The organism is Sphingobium sp. B8D3A (assembly GCF_025961995.1).
Taxonomy (GTDB): Bacteria; Pseudomonadota; Alphaproteobacteria; order Sphingomonadales; family Sphingomonadaceae; genus Sphingobium.
On the sequence record NZ_JAOQOS010000001.1, the window covers coordinates 2,214,788 to 2,234,853 of the forward strand.

Genomic DNA, 20,066 nt, shown 5'->3' on the forward strand with positions numbered 1-20,066 from the left:
CGTTGCTTAATCCAATGATCACAGATCCTCATAAAAACCCTCAGGCAGAGGAAGGCTCTCCGCCTCAATGCGAAATCGCCGGCCCAGCGCCGGTAGCACCGTCATCATACCAAACGTTGATACCTCAATTGATGATCATCTTCCCCACATTCGCGAGCAGACGCGGATAATTCTGCACGGCCGTTAATTTCTCCTCTCCTTTCAACATTGAGCGGAGGACCAGAAATGACAAATGGTCAGAACTAGAGCTCATGTTTAAGTCTTGGACGCTCAGCCTTCCCAGACGAATTATTTCATTCATAAGCGCCTGCGGACTATACTGAACGTGACCAGATTCTCTTCGGAAATTGTAGATCAAGCTCCTCCCTGTCGGGGCGAAGCGCAGTTCATGAGGTTGTTCACCACGTATTTCACCAACAGCAAGAGGCACGAGCAATGGGTTGATCAATTCGACACCATTCGCGACAGAATAAGCCGTTTCCAGAATTTCAGCCAGCTGTTGCAACTCGCGGGGGGTCACCAATAAGCTCTCAACATAGTGATTAAAAACTGCCGAAAAAGGTAGGTCTTTGGGCCTGTCGTCAATTAGAAATGGGTAGCCGTCAGTCATCGCGAGTGCGGCTTCGCTCATCGCCTGAGACGTGAGCTTTTCCTTGGATTTCGACTGAAGAACATATCGGCGCCGCATAAATCGACGGAGATATTCCTCGCCCTTGAAGGAAGGGCCGTACGCGGCCTTCACCGCGTGGCTCAGCTGCTCGCCGTGCATTCCTAGAATGAATGCCAGGCCTGGAACGTCAAAAAGGTGCTTGATCTCTTCCAGGAGCTTAATTGCATAATTAGGGCGACACCGGTCCAGTTCGTCAATGATGATCACGAGTGGAGGCTTATAGTTCGACCCCGCAAGCGCCTCGACAAGCTTGCCCAGTTCTTCTTTCAGTTCGCGGATCGCCTCTTGGCCTGTTCGGAATGCGTCAACCCTGGACTTCATGTAGAGGCTAGAGGGAATGCTTAGGAGCCGGTCAAGTCCGGCCGCTGCATCGCTGCCAAGCTCCTCGACCTGATGAAATGCAACGTCGGGTATCTCGTCCCAAGCCGCCTCGATTGCTTCGACGGCGGTGGCGCTGATGGCCATTCCGGCTGCGCGCCGCAAAAGACCGAACGATGCTAGTTTCGCTATTTGTCCGGCCTTATCCATAACGGACTGCAAACGGCCTGTCAGCACTACTCCGCTGCCCACCGAAGCGAGAGGCTCAATCGCGGATGCTAGGGTGGCCACTAACGCGATAAGTGGCTCATCGGCCAGATCGTCTTTCCAGGCATCCACGAAAGCTACTGGATGGTGCCCCCTGATTTCATCAGCGAGTCTTTGTAAGAAAAATGTCTTTCCAGCGCCGTAGCCAGCATCTACGGCCAACGTTACCGCGCCCTTAGTCCTAGTTTTCATCGCCTGCGCTGTCGCGCCTTCGATGTAATTGATAATCATCGCGGCCTCATCACGACGGCCGAGCAAATCGTCACTCCAGAGTTCTTCGCTCACAGTTTCCATCCCCACCTTTCTGTTCAGGCCAAATAGACCACGGACATCTGGCCTGCTCAAGCCTGGCCGACGCGAGTAGCGTTACAAAAGCGGGCCTGCCAAACGGTCATGAAAGCGCGCAAAACGACCCCGTCACAATTGTGTCCGGAGCCCATGGCCGTATGTCCCCCCGGCCATGGGCTTCAATGGGGAAGTCGGATGTGATCAACCGCCGAGACGTCCAGATCGCCGCCGACATTCGCCTGATGGCCCTCTCGCTGCGCAAGATGTGCGGCGCCAGTCGGGACAAGGCGCCGGTCATCAGCGGGATGACCCGCGTGATCCGCGAATGCGACAGCATCATCGAGGCCGGGCCGAGCGAGTTTCACCACATTACCGCCGAAGCGGCCAGCCCCGAGGTGATCGCGCTGGACCTGCGCGAGATGGCCTACGGCCGCGTCCGGCGCTGATCGGGCTGACATGGGCGGGGAGAAAGCCGGCATGGCCAATGCTGAAGACAAGATCGATATCGTCGCCCTGCGTATGGAGGCCGACAATAGCGCTGAGCCTGTGGCCGTGACCCGTCGCTGGTTGCTCGCCGTTGTCAACGAGCTGGAGCAGGCCCGCGCCCTGCTGCGTGGTGGGCTGCTCGATCATGAGCCGGACGCAGGAGCAACGCAATGAGCGACCTGGCAGACCCGATCCGCGTCATCGATGGCGCTCGCTACATGGTCAACGCCGAGGGCGGCCTGATCCCCGAGAGCGTGGTTAAGCCGGTCGACAAGCTGCAGGACGAGCTGGTCCGCAAGGTGATCGGCTTTGCTCTGCCCCTCTCGGCCCAAGTGGCACGCTTCCGGCAGCACAGCTTCGATGATGTCGATGACTTCGTCGCGCTGCTGGAGCAGGAATATGGCGCGCGACGGGGCGGATCGAAGGGCAATCTGACATTCACCAGCTACGACGGGCTGCTCAAGATCGTCGTGCAGGTATCCGAGCATGTGGTGTTCGGACCGGAGCTGCAGGTGGCCAAGGGCATCATCGATGAGTGCCTTGTGGAATGGTCGGCCACCAGCGGGCCGGAGATCCGTGCCATCATCAATCGGGCGTTCGACGTGGACAATCAGGGCCGCGTCAATCGCAACGACCTGCTCTCGCTGCTGCGCCTAGAGTTCGCGGATGAGCGATGGAAGAAGGCCATGCAGGCGATCCGCGACAGCTTCCGCGTGGTGGGATCGAAGCGGTACATCCGCCTCTATCAGCGCGACACCGGCGATGGCCAGTGGAGGGCGATCTCGATCGACGTGGCGGCGGGCTGAGCGCGCGAGGCCGGCCGCCCCTCCCCCACCCCCCTCGCGGGTCCTTCCTGGCGCTCACGCTATACGGGGGGCGAAGGCGCGGGAGTTTTCTAGATACAGGGATTTTCCCTACTTCATCATCCTAGGGCGCTAAACTCATGAATTTGGCTGAATATCGGCCAACTTTGAATGAAGTTGCCAAATTGGTGGGAAAATCCTCCCGCTGGATCGCCAACCTCCGCGCTGAAGGCGAACTGCCCGGCGACGGCGCCACGCTGACCGAATGGGTCCAGGCCTGGACAAGTTACCAGGTCGGCGCCGGCAAGCCGAAGGAGAAGGAGGTCAACGAAGCGCGCATCCTCCGCGCCCAGGCCGACATTGCCGAGGCCAAGGCGCAGGAAATGAGGAAGCAGCTGCTACCACGCCATGAAGTCTCGAGCGCTGTTCAATCCGCCTTTGCTCGCGTGCGGGCGAAGCTGCTCAGCCTGCCTGCCAAGTGCGCCCCCCTCGTCCATGCCAAGCCGACGATCGCGGCCGTGCAGGACAAGCTGACGGAGCTGGTGCATGAAGCGCTCCTCGAGCTCGCGTCGACGAAAATCGCCACCGCTGATCCCGACGATCACGTCGATGGTGGTGGCGAGCGCGGCGATGGCGGCCACGGTGGCGACCTGGTGGCCGGTGCTGACGCCGCCGCCGAAACTGACGGTCAGCCAGTGGGCGGACACAAACCGGCAGCTCAGCGCCGAAGCAAGCGCCGAGCCGGGTAAATGGGACACGTCCCGCGCGGAATTCCAGCGCGGGATCATGGACGCGGTCAGCGATCCGCTGATCCAGGACATCGTCGTGATGAAGTCCGCCCAGGTTGGGTGGACCGAGATCATCGGAAACGTGGTCGGCTATTTCGTCGACCAGGATCCGGCGCCGATGCTGGTGATGCAGCCGACGCTGGAAATGGGCGAGGCATGGTCGAAAGACCGGCTCGCACCGATGATCCGGGACACGCCGTGCCTGACGGCGAAGATCTCGGACAGCAAGGCGCGGGATAGTGGCAACACCATCCTGCACAAGAAGTTCGCCGGCGGTCATTGCACGATCGCCGGGGCGAACAGCCCGGCTTCGCTCGCATCGCGCCCGATCCGCGTGGTATTGGCGGACGAGGTTGACCGTTACCCAGCCTCGGCCGGCGCCGAGGGTGATCCGCTCAGTCTCGCGTTCAAGCGCACCACGACGTTCTGGAATCGGAAGCGCCTCGCCGGATCGACACCGACCGTCGCCGGCGCCAGTCGGATCGAGGCAGCTTTCGAGCTGTCCGACAAGCGCTACTACTTCATCCCGTGTCCCAAATGCGGCACGAAACAGCGGCTCAGCTGGTCGCAGGTCAAATGGGAGAAGGACGAGGCAGGCAAACACCTGCACGAGACCGCCTATTATGAATGCGCGGCCGCAGATCCGGAGACGGGCGAGCTCTGCCAGCACCATTGGACCGATGCCGAGAGATGGGAAGCGGTCCGCAAGGGCGAATGGCGAGCGACGGCGCCGTTCAACGGTATCGCCGGCTTTCATATTTGGGAGGCCTACTCCTCCTGGGTGAAGCTGGCCGACACGGTGAAGGCCTTCGTGGATGCCAAGGGCAACCCGGAAACGCTGAAGACGTGGACCAATACCGCGCTCGGCGAGACATGGCAGGAAAAGGGCGAAGCCCCGGACTGGCAAAGGCTCTACGACCGCCGATCGAGGGAGCTGGTGTTGGAACAGGTCCCGGAATGGGCCGGCGCCATTACCGCTGGCATCGACATTCAGCGCAACCGCATCGAGTGCGATATCTGGGCCTGGGGGCCTGGCCTCGAAAGCGCGCTGGTCGATCACATCGTCATCGATGGCGATCCGGCCAAGGCCGAGATCTGGGAGGAAATGGACGCACTGCTCGGCCGGGAGTGGGAAACCGCCTCCGGACGGCGCTTGCGGCCGCTACGCTGGGCGATCGACACTGGCGACGGCTATTCGACCACCACTGTCTACGCCTGGGCAAGAAAATATCCCCGCCACGTCATGGCGATCAAGGGCACCGGCAAGTTCGACAGTTCATCGCCCGTCACCGGACCGACCTGGGTGGACACCACGGTCAACGGCCGGAAGCTGCGCCGCGGCGTGCAGCTTTGGACAATCGCCGTCTCGGTGTTCAAGTCCGAGACCTATGCCTGGCTGAACCTCGATGCCCCGGTCGACGGCCAACCGCACCCGCCGGGCTACATTCACCTGCCACAGGGCACGAACGAGACCTGGATCAAGCAGCTGGTCGCCGAGCAGCTGGTCAGGGTGAAGAGTAGATCCGGTTTCGGCCGGCTCGAATGGCAAATCACGAGCGGCACCCGTAACGAAGCCATCGACATGCGGGTCTATGCCCGCGCGGCTGCCTATGCGGTTGGCATCGATCGGTGGACGCTCCGACACTGGGCCAGGGTTCGCGGGCAGATCAGCGAACCAGGCGCAACGCCGCAAGCAAAGCCGGCCGAGCAACCGGCCCAACCGACTGAAACCCCTCCGCCGCAGCCCCAACAAGGCAGCGACTGGATCAACGGCGGCCGCTCTGACGGCGGCAGCTGGCTTTAGGATTTGAGCATGGCCTTGCAGCAGAGCGATATCGACGCCCTCAAATCAGCGATCGCGACCGGCGCCACGCGCGTCCGCTATCCGGACGGCCGCGAGATCCAGTACCGGACGCTCGACGAGATGCAGCGGATCCTCCGCATGGCGCAGGACGACATCGCCGCTTCATCCTCCGCTGGTCGGCCGCAAAGCCGCACCAGCGTGGCAGGGTTCTGACGTGAACTGGCTCGACCGCTCAATTGGCTGGGTATCGCCCAGCTCGGCGTTGCGGCGTGTTCGCGCGCGTGCAGCGCTGCAGCTCGCCACCCGGGCTTATGACGCTGCACGGCGCGATCATCGCACCATGAGCTGGAAAGCTGGCGGCACCGACGCCAACACCGAGATCGGCGCGGCCGAGGAGACTGTGCGCAACCGTTGCCGGGAGCTTGCCCGCAATAGCGGCTATGCCGTGCAGATCCTCGACACCTTCGCGGACAATGTTGTCGGCACAGGCATCATTGGCGCGCCGACCGGCCTGTCGAAGCGCAATCAGAAGATTGTTTCGGGCCTATGGACGGGCTTCAAGGACGAGTGCGACTGGGATGGCGACAACGATCTCGACGGGCTGCTCTGGCTCGCTTGCAAAGCCATGGCGGAATCGGGCGCAGCGATCATTCGCTTCCGTCGGCAGCGTTTCGATGCCAGCACGACCCGCACGCCGCTCAAGCTGCAGCTGCTCGAGCCGGATCTGATTGACGTCACCAAAACGACGATGCTGGCGGACGGCTATATCGACCGCGGCATCGAGTATGATGTGGAAGGCCGCGTGCGGGCATGGTGGCTTTACCCTGGGCACCCGGGGAACATGGCGAGCTGGCGCAGCCGGGCCATGACCAGCGAAAGGATCCCCGCCAGCGAGATCGTCTACCTCTACGACAAGCTGCGGCCGGGGCAGGATCGCGGGATGCCCTTGCTCGCGCCGGCTGTGATGCCGCTGCACGATCTGCGCGGCTATTTCGATGCGGAGCTGGTCCGCAAGCGGATCGAGAGTTGCCTTGCCGCCTTCATCAAGCCTGGCCTCGATGGCGCCGACGCGCAGATCGGCACGAGCACCGAAGCGGCGCGCCCCGGCAAGCTCGCCGAGAAGTTTGAGCCAGGAATGATCATGCGCCTGCGCGACGGCGAGGAGGTCACCGTCAGCACACCGGGCAGCTCGCAAGGGGTGGAGGAGTTCGCGACGCTCTACCTGCGCGAGATCGCGGCCGGCGCCGGCGTCATGTATGAGCATGTGACCGGCGACTTCAGCCGCGTGAACTATTCGAGCTGGCGCGCCGGCGGCCATGGCTTCCGTCGCCGCATGGAGCGCAAGCAATGGCACATCATGATCCATCGTGCCTGCAAGCCGATCGGCGCGCGCTTCAGGGAGGCGAGCATGGCGGCCGGGTTGCTGCCGTCGCAGGACTTCGGGATGCGCTGGACGCCGCCCGGCTTCATCTCGGTCGATAAGTACAAGGACGCCCAAGGCGATCTGCTCGATCTGCGCCTCGGCAAGGTGACCCCGAGCCAGCTCGTCGAGGCCAATGGCTACGATTATCTCGAGTTCCTGGAGCAACTCGCCGAGGATCTCGCGGCAGCCGACAACACACTTGGTCCCGGCGTCCATTTCGACGGGGATCCGCGCAAGGCCGCTCCCAATCAGGCCAGCGCCAACAGCGAGAGCAATCAGGACAACGGCAAGAAGGCCGCCTGACCCCCGGAAAGGATCGACATGCCCCAACGCAATACTGGCGCGGATCCCGCGCCGGCGCAGGAAACGCGCACCCACGACATCCCGATGGTCACTCGCGAGCTCCAGCTCCGGACCGACACCTGGAACGAAACCGAGCGCACGATCGAGGTGGTGTTCACCACCGGCGCGCGGGGTGCGCGGTTCGACTGGAATCGCTGGGAGTTTATCGACGAGGAGCTGGCCACTGAGCCGGCCAATGTTCGCCTCGAGCGGCTCAACAATGGTGCGCCGGTCCTCAACACGCACGCCCGTTACCAGCTCAGCGACCAGATCGGCGTGGTCGTGCCGGGCAGCGCCCGGATGGAGAACGGCCTCGGTATTGCCACGCTGCGCCTTTCCGATCGGGCGGAGGTTGCAGGCATCGTCGCCGATATCGCCGCCGGCATCATCCGCAATGTCTCGGTCGGCTACATCGTCCACACCTACGAGATCACCGAGCGCGACGGTCAGCGCGCCCTCTACCGGGCGATCGACTGGGAACCCTCCGAAATCAGCTTCGTGCCGGTGCCGTTTGACCACGGCGCGCAGTCGCGAAGCCAGACAACCGCGCAGGGCGGCTCCCCCTGCACCTTCCGCCGCATTTCGCCGGCACCCACCGTGGAGAATGAATCCATGCCTGCACGCAACTCGCAGGCCGGTAACGAGCCGGCCAACCAGAACGATCAGACCCGCAGCGCGCCGCAGGACGGCGATCAGGGCAACCAGAGCAATCCCAACCAAGAGCGCAACAACGAGGATAAGGCCGGCGCTCCGGCTCCGGAAACGCAGCGCTCGGCCGTCCTGACCTCGGCGACCGTCCTGACGCTATGCCGCAATGCCGGCCTCGACGCCGACGCGCAGACCGCGTTGGTCGATGCGCATGTGGCAACGCCGTTCACGCGTGCCGCGCTCATGGCCGAGCTGGGTGAGCGCTTCGTGGCGCGCGACGCCACCGCTCAGACCAACGGCCGCGTGCCTGCCCGCCCGGGCAGCGGCGTGACGATGGTGCGCGCGATGACCGACAGCCTCGTCCATCAGATGGCGCCCAGCGCGCAACTGAGTGAGGCCGGCCGCGAGTTCCGTGGTCTGTCCATGTATCGCATGGCCGAAGAGATCCTCGCGCAGTCCGGGGTTAATACGCGCGGGCTCTCCCGCACCGAGATCGTCGAGCGCTCGCTGCACACCACCAGCGACTTCTCGGCGCTGATGGGCGAGACGCTGCGCCGGCGCCTGCGCATGGCCTATGATGAAAATCAGCCGACCTATCGCATCTGGGCGCGCCGGGCGCCGAACGCGCCTGACTTCCGCAAGGTCGACGTCGTGCAGATGTCGGCCATGCCTGACCTGCTGCGGACCAATGAGGCCGGCGAGTTCCAGTATGGCACCGCCTCGGACGGCAAGACCAGCTACGGCCTGCTCACCTATGGCCGCATCATCGGCGTGTCCCGTCAGCTGCTGATCAACGACGATTTGCGCGCGCTTGAGCGGATTACTGTCGGTTATGCCGCCGCAGCCGCGCGCCTCGAGAACCGCACGGTCTATGCGCAGCTTACGTCCAATCCTGCCATGAACGATGGAACTCCCCTTTTCCATGCCGACCATGGCAATCTCGCTGGCTCTGGCGGCGCAATCTCCGAGGCAACGCTCGGCGCCGGCCGCACCCGCATGCGTTTGCAGAAAGGGATGCAGAAGGAGGAGCTCAACCTGGCGCCTGCCTATTTGATCGCACCGGCGACGCAGGAGCAGAAGGCCTATCAGTACACCAGCGCGCAGTATGTGCCGGCGACGGCGGCGGCCACCAACGAATTCCGCGCTGGCGGCCGAACGTCGGTGGAACCGGTCATCGACGCAGTCCTCGACGCCGTCAGCACCACGGCCTGGTACTTGGCTGCCAGCAACACCGCCGTCGACACGATCGAGTATACCTATCTCGATGGCGCCGAGGGCGTGCAGCTGAGCTCGCGGCCGGGCTTCACCGTTGATGGCATGGAGTTCAAGGCCAGCCTCGACTTCGCCGCCTCCACCATCGACTGGCGCGGCCTCGACAAGAACCCGGGCGCCTGATCGGACCGCTCGATTGATCAGCGGCTGGCCCTTGCGGTCGCTGATTTCCTTCCCCTCACATTGATGGAGATACCGTCATGAAGAATTTCGTGCAGGATGCCGAGACGATCGAAGTCCCGGCGCCTTATGACGTCGCGTCGGGCGGGGCGTTCCTCGTCGGCGCGCTCTTCGCCGTTGCACTCGTCGCGGCAAAATCCGGCGAGCTCGTCCGCGGCAAGCGCCGCGGCGCAATCACGCTCCCCAAGGCCACCGGCGCGGCGTGGGCGATCGGCGACAAGCTCTATTGGGACAACACCAACAAGGTGCTCACCAAGACTGCCTCGGGCAACACGCTGGTCGGCGTTGCGCTTGCCGTGGCCGCATCCGGTGACACGATCGGCCTCGCGCTGCTCACGGGCCAGATCGCCTGATCCCACAACGCTAGGCGGCGCCGCTTCATTCTCAGCGGCGCCGTTGTTCTTCAGCCAGCATGGAGATCGCCATGGGCCTGCCAACCGCCGGTCTGGCGACCATCCATCGCACAATGGCCGATCCGATCATCTACACCGGCGCCGGCGTGTTGGAGAAGGCAATAACCGGCGTTCATAGCGACGTGCCGGCCGACACATTCACCGGCGCCGGTGCCACGGCCCGCCACGTCTCATTCGAGATCCAATATGTCGATCTGCCAGGCATTCCGGCCAAGGGCGACGTGATTGTCCACTCCACCGGCCGCTGGGGCGTGATCGACCGCGCCAAGGACGACAGCATCGGCGCCTGGATCCTAGCGGTGGCGGCCGCATGATCGCCATCCGCGACCAGATCATGACGGATGCGGAGGCATCCCTACAGGGCAAAGCCGCCGAGATCGAGGTCATGCCGAGCGGCGACCCGATGCAGTTCGACGCGCTCCACCTTTACGATGACGGACAGCGGCCCGACCAGCGCACCGAAACCGGAACGCAGCGCCAGGGCATGACGCTCAGCATCGAGGGCTTTGTCGAGGACGCGAGCGGTCGTGCCGCGCTCGCCCGCCTGAATGCGCTCTATGCCGCAACCGTGACGGCAATCTTCGGAATGGCGGACGCCTCTTCGCTGATCGAGAACATCGAGGAGGGCGACATGCGGATCAATCGGGTGCCGCTGGGCAGCACCCACCGCCTCGCCTTCTCGCTCGACTTCCTCATCACCTTCCCGACCCGCCGCGGTGACCCGACCGCAACCTGACCCTCCGACCAGAAGCGAGACACCGACATGGACCAGACGATCCGTCCGGCCAACAGCGTTATGCTGTTCAAGCTGGAAACCGCCGAGGGCGTTGACGCCGGCCCCACCGCCGCCAACGCCTTTCCCTACGAGGCCGATGGCTTCAGCTATAACACGCCCTTTACCGAGGAGCAGAGCAACGAAGCGACCGGTAGCCTGGTCAGCGGCGCGCCACTGATCGTTGGGCAGCCGGCCGAGGTTACGATCCGCTTCCGCATGAAGGGCGCAGCTGCTGCTTACAGCGCCAGCGTGAAGCCGCCCCATCATGATCTTTTGGCTTCGTGCGGCCTGCGCGGCGTATTCCAGGCCGCGATCGCAGCGGCTGCCCTGACTGCCGGCAGCGCGACCACCGCGACCCTGGGCACGGGCTTTGCGACCACCGCGCAGCTTTATCGCGGCATGCCACTGGTGCTTTCCGGCGGGCCTGGCGCCGGGCGCACGACGCTGATCGCCGATTACACAAGCGGCAAGGTCGCGACCCTGGTCGACACGTTCGACACGCCGCTCACGACCAGCACGCAAGCTGCCATCCCGCCGAACTGGACCTATGCCGGCACCTCGCCGGCCGACGCGGCCGCTCGGATCACCGACCATCCCTCCGGCACCCTTTATCTTTATGAGGACGGCGTGCTCCTCAAGTTCGTCGGTTGCCGCGGCATCATTCAGGAGTGGGGCGGCGACACGGCTAAGCCGGGCTTTATCACCGTCAAGCTCATGGGCGTTTTCGCCGGCCGCACGGACGCCGCAGTGCCGGTCGTCTCGGTGGCCGCCCATGCCGCACCGATGCTGGTGCAGGGCGTCAACCAGCCCAACCCCGCCTTCCTCATGGATCGCAAGGGTCTGCCGATCGACCGCTGGTCGATCAACCTGCAGGCCGAACAGGAATCGCCTGGCGATCCGAACACCAATTATGGCTTCGGTCCATCGATCCTCGGCAAGCGCACCGGTCGCCTGGAATGCGACCCCAAGGCCACGCTGGTCGCCACTCGCGACATTCTGGCCGAGATCCAGAACTCGGCCGTCTACAATGGCGTGATCCGCGCCATGGGCAGCGCCAATAATCGCTGGGCCGTCACGCTTCCGCAGCTCACCCCTGTCGGCGCACAGCCGGGGACCAGCGGATCCCTGCGCACCTTCCAGGAGCGTCGCGCCATGACGACGCCGGGCAAGGACAGCAACGGTCGCGACGGCGACTTCATCCTCTCTTTCTGGTGATCTCATGACGATAGTGACATCGACAGCGGCATCTGCCGCCCTGCGCTACACACCCGAATGGCTCAAGCAGGACGAGAAGCCACCCGTCTTCCTGCTGCGCGCCGGCAACGTCCTGGAGCGCGAGCTCATGGAGGCCGAGTTGGCGAGCGAACACCTCGCCGGCACTGTATGGCCCTGGGAGCTCGAGGAGGCCTGTGTCACGGGTCTGCGCGAGCTGGGCGGCGAAGGCAGCGAGGAGCTCATCCTCCTCGCCCATACCGCCCATAGCGGCGAGACGATCAGCGATCGCGACCAGGCTGTCCTGTCTGAAGCCCTGGCGCTGCTCGCGCTGCATTGGCCGCCCTATAAGCTGCTGCTCGCCCAGCAGCAACGCCGCAGCCAGATGATCCCGATCGTGGCCTTCCGGCGCTTCTGCATCGGGTGGGAGAATATCGAGACGCCGTTCAAGCGCGGCATCGACAAGCTGGTCGAGCTCGATTCGCTGGCCGGCATCCCGTCCACGACGCTGCGCGCCGCCGGCGCGCAGGCCTGGCGCCTGCAACACGGAGCGCTCGAGCGAAAAAACTCCGATGCGCCCTCGAAATCCGCCGGCGACCCGGGGACTTCGAATTCGGGCGCAGATACCCCGGCGGATGGGTCATCGACGGACAGCAATACGCCGAAAACCCCCGACTGACCGTTCCGCGCTGGGCGCTGTTCGTCGTGGACCTGTGGCTCCGCGCCCGCCTGCAAACCGCCCTCGGGCCGTTCGGCATGCGCGGCGCGGCGCCCCTGCCCTGCGCCGGCGGATGGCAGGAACAGCCAGCGGCCTTGATGGACTGCTTCGCCGCCCTCGATGACATGACGGCGGAAAAGGATTGAGCCATGCCCTCGATCGAACTCAGGCTCGATCAGCGTGAGATCGATCGGTCGGCCGACCTGGTCGTGCGCGCGATCCTGACACAGGCAACGGCCGCTGTGCGTGCCGAAACCAGGGGGCTCGAACGCGACCTTGAGGGCCTGACCCGCGAAGCCGCCGGCGGCAATCTCTGGCGAGCATGGAAAAGCGCGACCTTCCCGCGCGGATCCCGCCTCGCAGCCGCGCCGGCAGGCGAGGTGTTCGTCAATGGCGGCTCACGCACCCGGGGCGCGATGACCTTCTGGTCGCAAGCGGGGGTCAACCGCTCCAAGGGCGGTTTCTATCTCGCCATCCCGACCGAACATGCCGGCGTCAACACACGCTCCCGGGATCTCTCGCCAGGCGAATGGGAGCGGCGCAACGGCCAGCGGCTCGTCTTTGTCTACCGCGGCGGGGGCAAGCCCTCCCTCCTCGTTGCCGAGCATCGTTACCGCGCGCGCAACGGGCGTGGATCCCGCGCGGCCACGTCGCGCCGGCAAGGCGGCGCCTATAGCGGTTCCGCCACCGAAACCCTGCCGATCTTCGTCCTCATCCCCGCCCAGCGTTTCGCCAACAAATTCTCGATCGAACCGGCCATCGAGCGACGCGGCCGAATGCTCCGCGACAATTTCACTCGGCGCATGAACCGCCTGCGCACCGCCATCGATGGCACGCGCGAGAGCTGACCCGGAGGCCCTATGCAGTTCGACATCAATGGGCGTCTGCAGCTGAACGGCGAGGCCCTGTCCTCCAGCGTCAAGAAACTGACTTCGGGTCTCGGACCCGCCATGGAAGCCGCCGGCGCCGAGGCCGGCGCAAAACTCGACCGCGCGCTCGATCCCGGCCTGCGCGCCGTCGAACGCAAAATCGAGAGCACCTTCAAACGGGCGCTGAAGGTCACGCCGGACGCCGGCATCCTCGATCTGGATCTGCCCGGCCTGCGCGCCGGCGCGATCGCCATGGAGCAGCAGGCCACACAGGCCCGCGCGCTGGCGGCGGCGAAGGAGGCGCTCAACCGCTCCAGCGGCGTCGTGACACGCGCCCAGCAGCTTGAGATCGCGGCGGCCCAGAACGTCGCCACCAAGTATGAGCGACAGGCCCGCGCTGCCCGCGAGGAAGTCCAGGCGCTCGAGCTGCTGCAGGCCGAGCTGGGGCAGACGGCTAACGCGCAGCGCGACATGGCGCAGGCCTCGGGCGCGCAACGTAATGGCCTTCAGCAGGTCGGATATCAGTTCCAGGACTTTTGGGTGCAGGTTGCTGGCGGCACGAGCGCGATCCGCGCGGCCTCGCAGCAGCTGCCCCAGCTGATCGGCGCGCTCCAAATGATGGGTAATAGTGCGGAGAGCGCCAACACTAAGTTCGGCAAGTTCACCCGCTTTCTTGGCGGCGGGTTCGGCGTTGCGCTCGGCGTCGCCATTCCCATGGTCGGAATGTTGGTCGAAGGGCTACTGAGCTCGGGGGACGCTGCCGAGGAAGCGCGAAAGGGCGCACTCGATCTCACCCAAGCAATCGACTTCCAGAGTATGAGCGTGCGCGATCTCGTCGCCGCGATCGACGAGCTCGAGGCAGCCCAGCGCAAGCAGCTGGTGAGCGCCCGCGCGATGGAGGAGCAGGCCGTCCGGAACGCCGCTCGGGCAGTCGAGGCAGCGAAAGCCCAGCGCGAGCAGGCAATCGCAACCCTGGAAGCCCTGAAGGCAACCGAACAGTCCAATTTTGCCGCGCTGACCGGCGGTGTTGGCGCCGACTCTGCGCAGTTCGCCCTCCGTCAGTCGATGGGCAATGTCGACAAGCAAATTAAGCAGCTCGCGGGCGCGCAGACCAAAGCTGAACTGCTACTGCGTCAAACTGAGATACCGGTGCTCCGGCGGCGCATCGATGCGCAGACAGATCCTCGCAAGGCAGCGGACGAACGCCGCCAGGCTGCGCAGGACATGCTCGATCGGCAATATCAGATGGGCGCGCTGCGACTGGAGCATTATGCGGCAGCCAGCGCCGCTGTTGCCAAGGCCCACGACAAAGAGATTGAGACCCTCAACAAGAAGACGCCGGCGATGCGCAACGCCGCGGCGGCAACGCAGCGGCTCGCCGAGCGCGGCGAGGATGCGGCCAAGCGGATCGCAAATATCACCGACCGCTTCACCGACATGCCGAGCGAGCTGCAGCAGACGCAGCGCGCCCTGCGTGAGCTCGACGACCTGGCCAATGATTTTGCGCTCAAGAAGCCGCCGAACTACGAGCAGCTGCTCGATCAGATCGAGAAGGCCCGCGATCTCATCAGCAACGCGCCAGGCCGTCGACTGCAGAAGGAGCTGGACGAAGAGCTCCAGCATATGGAGGAAGCGGCGCGCCTGGAGGCGATCCGCGCCACAGAAGGCGAGCATGCTGCCGAGGCGGCGGCTGAGTATCTCCGGATCGTGCGCCAGTTTCCGACGGCCACGCCCCAGCAGCTCGCGCCCTTGCAGCAGGCGATCGACAAGCGCCGCCTGCAAGCAGAACTTGGAGACTTAGCCGACGAGGTCACGGTCGATGTCGGCATCCGCGTCGACAAGGCCAATGAGGAGCTTGGTCGGCTCGCCGACGAGTTCGAGGATCTGTTTAGCAACGGCGTCGATTCCGTCTGGGAGCGATTTGAGCGGATCGGCATGGGGACGATCGCCAAGACGGCCGCCGAGCTCGCGATGGGCAAGTGGGACAGTCTGTCCGACAAGAGTAAGGCCACGCTCCGCGAGATCAGCGGCAACGCCGGCGTCGGCGCTGCAGCCGCGCGGATGGCGGGCGGCAACAGCCTGGGCGGCGCATTCGGTGGCGCGATCGGCGGCGAGATCGGCAAGCGGCTCGAAAAGCCGCTGACTGACGTTCTCGGCAAAACACTTGGCTCCATAGCCGGACCGCTGGGATCCATTGCGGGCGGACTGCTCGGCGGCGTGATCGGCGGGCTGTTCAAGAAGACGCCGATGGGCTCGACCATCGTTACCAACAATACGGCGAACCCAGTTATTTCGGGCACCAAGGATGCGGGCGTCGTCGATTCCCTCACCGGCATGTCCAAGGGTCTGCAGCAGAACATCCAGCGGATCGCGGACCAGCTCGGCGCCGAAGTCGGCCAGTATGCCGTCAGCTTCGGACAGCGCGGCAGCTATTATCGCGTGGCCGGCACTGCCACAAATGCGGTCGGGAACAAGCATCCCTCGCGCACGCCCGGGATCGAGCTTCTCTATGACGGCGAGGATCCGGAGACGGCCATGCGGCTCGCGGTTCTGAACGCCCTGCAGGACGGCGCGATCAAGGGCGTCCGCGAGGGCACACAGAAGCTGCTGAGAGAAGCCAGCGACATAGAAACCGGGCTGAGCAAGGCCCTCAGTTTCGAGCAGGCGTTCAAGGATCTGAAGCGCTACACCGACCCGGTCGGCGCCGCGCTGGACGAGGTGAACCTCAAGTTCAAGCAGCTGGTCAAGATCGCCAAGGAAGCCGGCGCGACCGACGAGGAGATGCGCCAGCTCGAGCAGCTCTACAAGCTGCAGCGCGACGAGGCGGTCAAGGCGGCCGGCGTCGCCACCGACGCGCTGAAGGACTTCCTGCAGTCTCTGAAGGCGGGCAGCAATTCGCCACTGTCGCTGCGAGAGCAGCAGGCCAATGCCCGGGCTGCGCTGGATCCGTTCATCGCCGATATCAACGCCGGCAAGAATGTCGACACCTCCAAATTCCAGGAGGCCGCCCAGACATTTCTGCAGATCGAGCGGGACATCAACGGCTCCACCAAGGAATATTTCGCGCAGTATGACATGATCACCAAGCTCACCGAGCAAGCGATCAGCGCAATCGACAAGCAGAACGCCAACAACGGCACGGGCAGCGAGAACCCCTTCGAGAAGGCCATCGCGAAGAATAGCGAGGCGACGGCCAACATCCTCGAGCAGCAAAGCACCATGTTGGCCGAACAGACCCAACTGCTGAAGGTGATCGCCGGGAGCGGCAGCCTGGACACCTGGTGGCAAGCGCAGCGCGGATACTGACGAGGATCCATGGCAGCACTTCCTGAAGATGTCGCAGCGTCATCGCGGGCGGCGGCGATCGTCATTGTGTCGGACACGGCGCTCCTGGACCGCTTCCCCACGGCCCGCGATGGCAAGAAGGCTCCGGCCGAGGGCTATTGCGACAGCGCGGCGGACACCGAGGCCATCCTCGACGCCCGGGCCGCACTGATCGGCCAGCAGGGCCGGCGCCGGTTCGCCGTCAAGATCGCGGCCGTCCTGGACATCAGCCTCGATGGAGGCGTGCCTTGCTATCGCTTGATCGACGATGAGCAGCAGGTCGACGCCACGATGGTGGTGGGCCGGATCGAGATCGATCTCGAGGACGAGACGAGCACCGTGGAGCTGTTCGGATGAAGGCGACGCTCTGCAGGATCGATGCCTGGTCAGGCACGACGCCCACCACGCTGCGGCTTTCCAACATAGACGACGAGCGCGTCTGCCATCTGGATAGTGCCAGCTGGCGGCCAGCGATCGCCCGACTGCCCAAGCTGCGCTACGACATCTTCGATGGATCGTTCGGCAGCCAGCTCACCGCGCCGACCGGCGAGCTCGCGATCCAGTTTTCAGCCTTGCCGGAACTGCCGGCGCTGGATCTCTACGATGGGCGCGTGCGCCTGTGGCAGGGAGAGCTCGGCGCGCCGTGGAGCGATTACGCGCTGATCTTCGACGGCCGCGTGCGTGAGCAACCGCCCAGCGGCGAAGGCGCCATGCCCCTGTCCATCGGCTGCGACGACGCCTGGCTCGATGAGCCTTTGCTTGGCACCTATGCCGGCACCGGCGGGGCGCAGGGCAGCATCGAGCTCAAGGGCAATGTGATCCCCTGGCTGATCGGATCACCGCGCTTTGTCGAAGGCGTGTTGATCGACGCCGTCGACAATATTTATCAGCTCAGTAATGGCAGCATGGCTGGCGGCCAGATGGCGTTCGACCGGCTCAGCCGTCTCGGACCGCCAGTGGCAAACTATCCCAGCTTTGCCGCGCTGAAGGCGGCGACGATCGCCAATGGCGACTGGGCCACGTGCGTAACACTTGGCCTGGTCCGGCTTGGTGCTCCGCCGGCCGGCCTGCTCACTTTCCACGCCTTGGGCGACAATGGCGGCGCACGCGCATGGGTGCGCCGGCCCGGGTCGATCATCTATCGCATTGCCGAGCGCCTCGGGAAACTTGACCGCGTCGTCGTTGCAGATCTCGACGCCCTCGATGCGGCCTGCCCTTACAACCTGTCCCTGGCCCTCACTTCACAGACCACCGCCCGCGATGTCATTCTGAGCATCGCGCAGAGCATCAACGCCACGGCTCTGATTGATTGGCTCGGTCGCTTGCGCGTAAGAGCGGTGCAGATCGGCGCGCCGGCCGGCACGCTCGCGTCGGATGGCAGCAATTGGCCGCCAGTCGCATCTGTCGAGCAGATGTCGGTCAGCACGCCCTACTGGCGCCTGGCGCAAAAGGCCGCGGTCACCAACCGCGTGCACACGCTCAGCGAAATGGCGCTGAACGACCCGGCGCTGGCTGCAGCGATCGCGGCGCAAGAAGCGGCCGACGCCGCCAGCATCCGGATCGGCCGCATCACCTCGGATGGCTGGCTCACCGCCGGCGCCGACAAGCAGGGCCTGGTGCGCGAGCATGACTCGCTGACGACCCGGTTCACCGCCGCCTATGACAAGGCAGCCGACCTGGGCGTGGCCGCATCGGAACGCGCCGCTGCACAGGCCGACATGGAAGCGCTTCTCGATTTCCTCGAGGCAGTTACGCCCGACTGGGATAATGCCGGCGTCGACAGCCCCGTGAACGGGCCGGAGCTCGATGCCCTGTTCTACGCTGCAAGCGTTACTGTCGCGATCCTGGAGAACGCGGTGCGGGGCCTTCCGGGCGATCCGGGGCCAGAGGGGCCGCCGGGCCTCGATGGTTACAACACAGCCGTCGTGTTTCTCTTCAGGCGAGCTTCCAGCGCTCCCCCTCCCCCGTCCACGATCGCCACCTACACGTTCGCGACCGGGGTTCTCACGAGTCATAATAACAGCTGGTCACAAGAGCCACCGGCCGGCGCCGAGCCGCTGTACATGATATCGGCAACGGCGCGCTCGAAGCTCGCGACCGATACGGTCGAGGCCTCTGACTGGAGCACGCCGCGCATTCTTGCCCAAAATGGAGCGCCGGGCGCCGCCGGGCCTGCCGGCGCTTCCGCGATCGGCTTCGTCCAGGATGACCACCCCGGACCCGGCCAGTTCGTCTCGCAGACCTGGTACCGCCCGACGTCGAAACAATGGTTCCGGTGGACGGGCGGCGATTGGGAGCGGATCCTCGGCGCAATTTCAGCGCTCGACATCGTCGCTGACAGCGCATTCCTTGGCAACGCCGTCGTTGTTAATGCGAAAATTGGCAACCTAGAAGTCAACACCATCAAAATTGCCGGCAATTCGGTGACCGACAAAGGGTCGGTACAGATGGTCTCGGGTGTGACGGTACCACGCTTTGCCACGCAAACCTTGATGACGCTCACCAAGACGAAGATCGAGGCCGCTTCTGACCTCGACTTTGATGTCAGTTTGTTCGTTCAGACCAATGACGATCTGAACGGCATAGTTGTTCTCCGCACCGCGGCCGAAACCTTCGACCCATATTACGGCTATAATGTGCCGCTGTTCCAATATGTCGTGCCGATGCGAGCGGGCGGGACTGGTCCCGGCTTCGGGATGCCGTTCAGCTGGGGCATCAGCCTGGGTGGCTTCGCTGCCGGCACCCACACATGGCAGCTCCTCTACACCAACAATGGCGGTGACTTCGTTAACGCGCTCACCGTCCTGGGCGGATCCAATCTACGTTATGGCGAGGTGAAAAGATGACCCCGGAGCGAGAGTTCTGGCTTGTCTGGTCCGATGCGTCCGCGAGCATCGTGAGCAAAGGGCATGGCATATCGGGCGACTTCGCCAGCCAGCATTTCCCAGATGCATTGAGAGCTGTGCCAGTCGATCAGTCCGCCTGGATCAAGAATGCGAACTGGACCGCCGACGACGTTCGCGAACCACTGCTGGCACAGCTTTCGGGGCGCTTTGCGCTTGAGGTAAAGGCCGGCTGCCCCTCGCCCTCCGGCCGCATCTGCTGCGATGATCAGGCGCAGTCCCGCTTCGAGAGCACCCTGCGATATTTCAAGGAAGCGATCAGGCGGGGCGAGCCGGTCTCCTCCATCAACTGGACGATGTGGGATCGATCGCAGGTGCTCTTAAGTCTTCCAGAGTTCGAGGACATGGGCCACGCGCTGGACAAAGGCTTCCAAGCCAAAATGGCAGTCCGGCAAGCTAAAGAGGCCGCTTTGCGCGATCCCGACGCGAGTTTTGCAGACCTAATGGCGGTCGACATTTCTGCCGGTTGGCCTCCGAGTGAACAATAGCCTTCGCCAACACATTTTGCAGCTTTGCGCTCCGGGACCAGGGCCAACGCAAAGCATGACCGAACCGCCTCAGCC

Annotated in this window: 20 protein-coding genes; 19 read left to right on the forward strand and 1 reads right to left on the reverse strand. The window is 64.2% G+C overall.

Annotation, left to right across the window (positions count from 1 at the left end; translation table 11 throughout):
• Positions 1-124: 124 nt before the first annotated feature.
• Positions 125-1,540, reverse strand: coding sequence for a KAP family NTPase (locus tag M2342_RS10285; protein ID WP_264579007.1), 1,416 nt, complete (start codon positions 1,538-1,540; stop codon positions 125-127).
• Positions 1,541-1,725: 185 nt separating this feature from the next.
• Between M2342_RS10285 and M2342_RS10290 the strand changes: the two genes are divergently transcribed.
• From M2342_RS10290 to M2342_RS10380, 19 genes are all read left to right on the forward strand, one after another.
• Positions 1,726-1,989, forward strand: coding sequence for a hypothetical protein (locus M2342_RS10290; RefSeq protein ID WP_264579008.1), 264 nt, complete (start codon positions 1,726-1,728; stop codon positions 1,987-1,989).
• Positions 1,990-2,020: 31 nt separating this feature from the next.
• Positions 2,021-2,203 carry a hypothetical protein gene (locus tag M2342_RS10295; RefSeq protein WP_264579009.1) on the forward strand — a complete coding sequence of 61 codons (183 nt, stop codon included), beginning with the start codon at positions 2,021-2,023 and terminating at the stop codon, positions 2,201-2,203.
• Positions 2,200-2,835, forward strand: a complete 636-nt coding sequence (locus tag M2342_RS10300) for a DUF3164 family protein (RefSeq protein WP_264579010.1) — start codon at positions 2,200-2,202, stop codon at positions 2,833-2,835. The genes M2342_RS10295 and M2342_RS10300 overlap by 4 nt, the downstream gene beginning before the upstream one ends.
• Positions 2,836-2,972: 137 nt before the next feature.
• Complete coding sequence (locus M2342_RS10305) at positions 2,973-3,581, forward strand: hypothetical protein (protein WP_264579011.1); 609 nt, start codon at positions 2,973-2,975, stop codon at positions 3,579-3,581.
• Entirely contained in the window at positions 3,463-5,424 is a 1,962-nt protein-coding gene (locus M2342_RS10310) for a phage terminase large subunit family protein (RefSeq protein ID WP_264579012.1), read from the forward strand. The genes M2342_RS10305 and M2342_RS10310 overlap by 119 nt, the downstream gene beginning before the upstream one ends.
• A 9-nt stretch (positions 5,425-5,433) precedes the next feature.
• Positions 5,434-5,637 (forward strand): phage head-tail joining protein, encoded by a 204-nt coding sequence (locus M2342_RS10315; RefSeq protein ID WP_264579013.1) that lies wholly within the window; start codon positions 5,434-5,436, stop codon positions 5,635-5,637.
• Between the two features lies 1 nt (position 5,638).
• Positions 5,639-7,150, forward strand: a complete 1,512-nt coding sequence (locus M2342_RS10320) for a phage portal protein (protein ID WP_264579014.1) — start codon at positions 5,639-5,641, stop codon at positions 7,148-7,150.
• 18 nt (positions 7,151-7,168) lie between these two features.
• Positions 7,169-9,232 carry a prohead protease/major capsid protein fusion protein gene (locus tag M2342_RS10325; RefSeq protein WP_264579015.1) on the forward strand — a complete coding sequence of 688 codons (2,064 nt, stop codon included), beginning with the start codon at positions 7,169-7,171 and terminating at the stop codon, positions 9,230-9,232.
• A gap of 77 nt (positions 9,233-9,309) precedes the next feature.
• A complete protein-coding gene (locus M2342_RS10330) occupies positions 9,310-9,642 on the forward strand; it encodes a DUF2190 family protein (protein WP_264579016.1) in 333 nt (110 codons plus the stop codon).
• A 71-nt stretch (positions 9,643-9,713) separates the two neighbouring features.
• Positions 9,714-10,016, forward strand: a complete 303-nt coding sequence (locus tag M2342_RS10335; RefSeq protein ID WP_264579017.1) for a hypothetical protein — start codon at positions 9,714-9,716, stop codon at positions 10,014-10,016.
• Positions 10,013-10,438, forward strand: a complete 426-nt coding sequence (locus M2342_RS10340; RefSeq protein WP_264579018.1) for a hypothetical protein — start codon at positions 10,013-10,015, stop codon at positions 10,436-10,438. Before M2342_RS10335 ends, M2342_RS10340 begins: the two co-directional genes overlap by 4 nt.
• 27 nt (positions 10,439-10,465) lie before the next feature.
• A complete protein-coding gene (locus M2342_RS10345; RefSeq protein ID WP_264579019.1) occupies positions 10,466-11,692 on the forward strand; it encodes a hypothetical protein in 1,227 nt (408 codons plus the stop codon).
• A 13-nt stretch (positions 11,693-11,705) separates the two neighbouring features.
• On the forward strand, positions 11,706-12,368 hold the full coding sequence (locus M2342_RS10350; RefSeq protein ID WP_264579020.1) for a hypothetical protein: 663 nt from the start codon (positions 11,706-11,708) through the stop codon (positions 12,366-12,368).
• A 26-nt stretch (positions 12,369-12,394) separates the two neighbouring features.
• Positions 12,395-12,553, forward strand: a complete 159-nt coding sequence (locus M2342_RS10355) for a hypothetical protein (protein WP_264579021.1) — start codon at positions 12,395-12,397, stop codon at positions 12,551-12,553.
• A 3-nt stretch (positions 12,554-12,556) separates the two neighbouring features.
• The gene (locus M2342_RS10360; protein ID WP_264579022.1) at positions 12,557-13,255 is read left to right on the forward strand and encodes a DUF6441 family protein; all 699 of its coding nucleotides are present in this window, start codon (positions 12,557-12,559) and stop codon (positions 13,253-13,255) included.
• A 12-nt stretch (positions 13,256-13,267) separates the two neighbouring features.
• On the forward strand, positions 13,268-16,582 hold the full coding sequence (locus M2342_RS10365) for a hypothetical protein (protein ID WP_264579023.1): 3,315 nt from the start codon (positions 13,268-13,270) through the stop codon (positions 16,580-16,582).
• 9 nt (positions 16,583-16,591) lie between these two features.
• Positions 16,592-16,957 (forward strand): hypothetical protein, encoded by a 366-nt coding sequence (locus M2342_RS10370; RefSeq protein WP_264579024.1) that lies wholly within the window; start codon positions 16,592-16,594, stop codon positions 16,955-16,957.
• The gene (locus tag M2342_RS10375) at positions 16,954-19,446 is read left to right on the forward strand and encodes a hypothetical protein (protein ID WP_264579025.1); all 2,493 of its coding nucleotides are present in this window, start codon (positions 16,954-16,956) and stop codon (positions 19,444-19,446) included. The genes M2342_RS10370 and M2342_RS10375 overlap by 4 nt, the downstream gene beginning before the upstream one ends.
• Positions 19,443-19,991, forward strand: coding sequence for a hypothetical protein (locus M2342_RS10380; protein WP_264579026.1), 549 nt, complete (start codon positions 19,443-19,445; stop codon positions 19,989-19,991). Before M2342_RS10375 ends, M2342_RS10380 begins: the two co-directional genes overlap by 4 nt.
• Positions 19,992-20,066 lie beyond the last annotated feature (75 nt).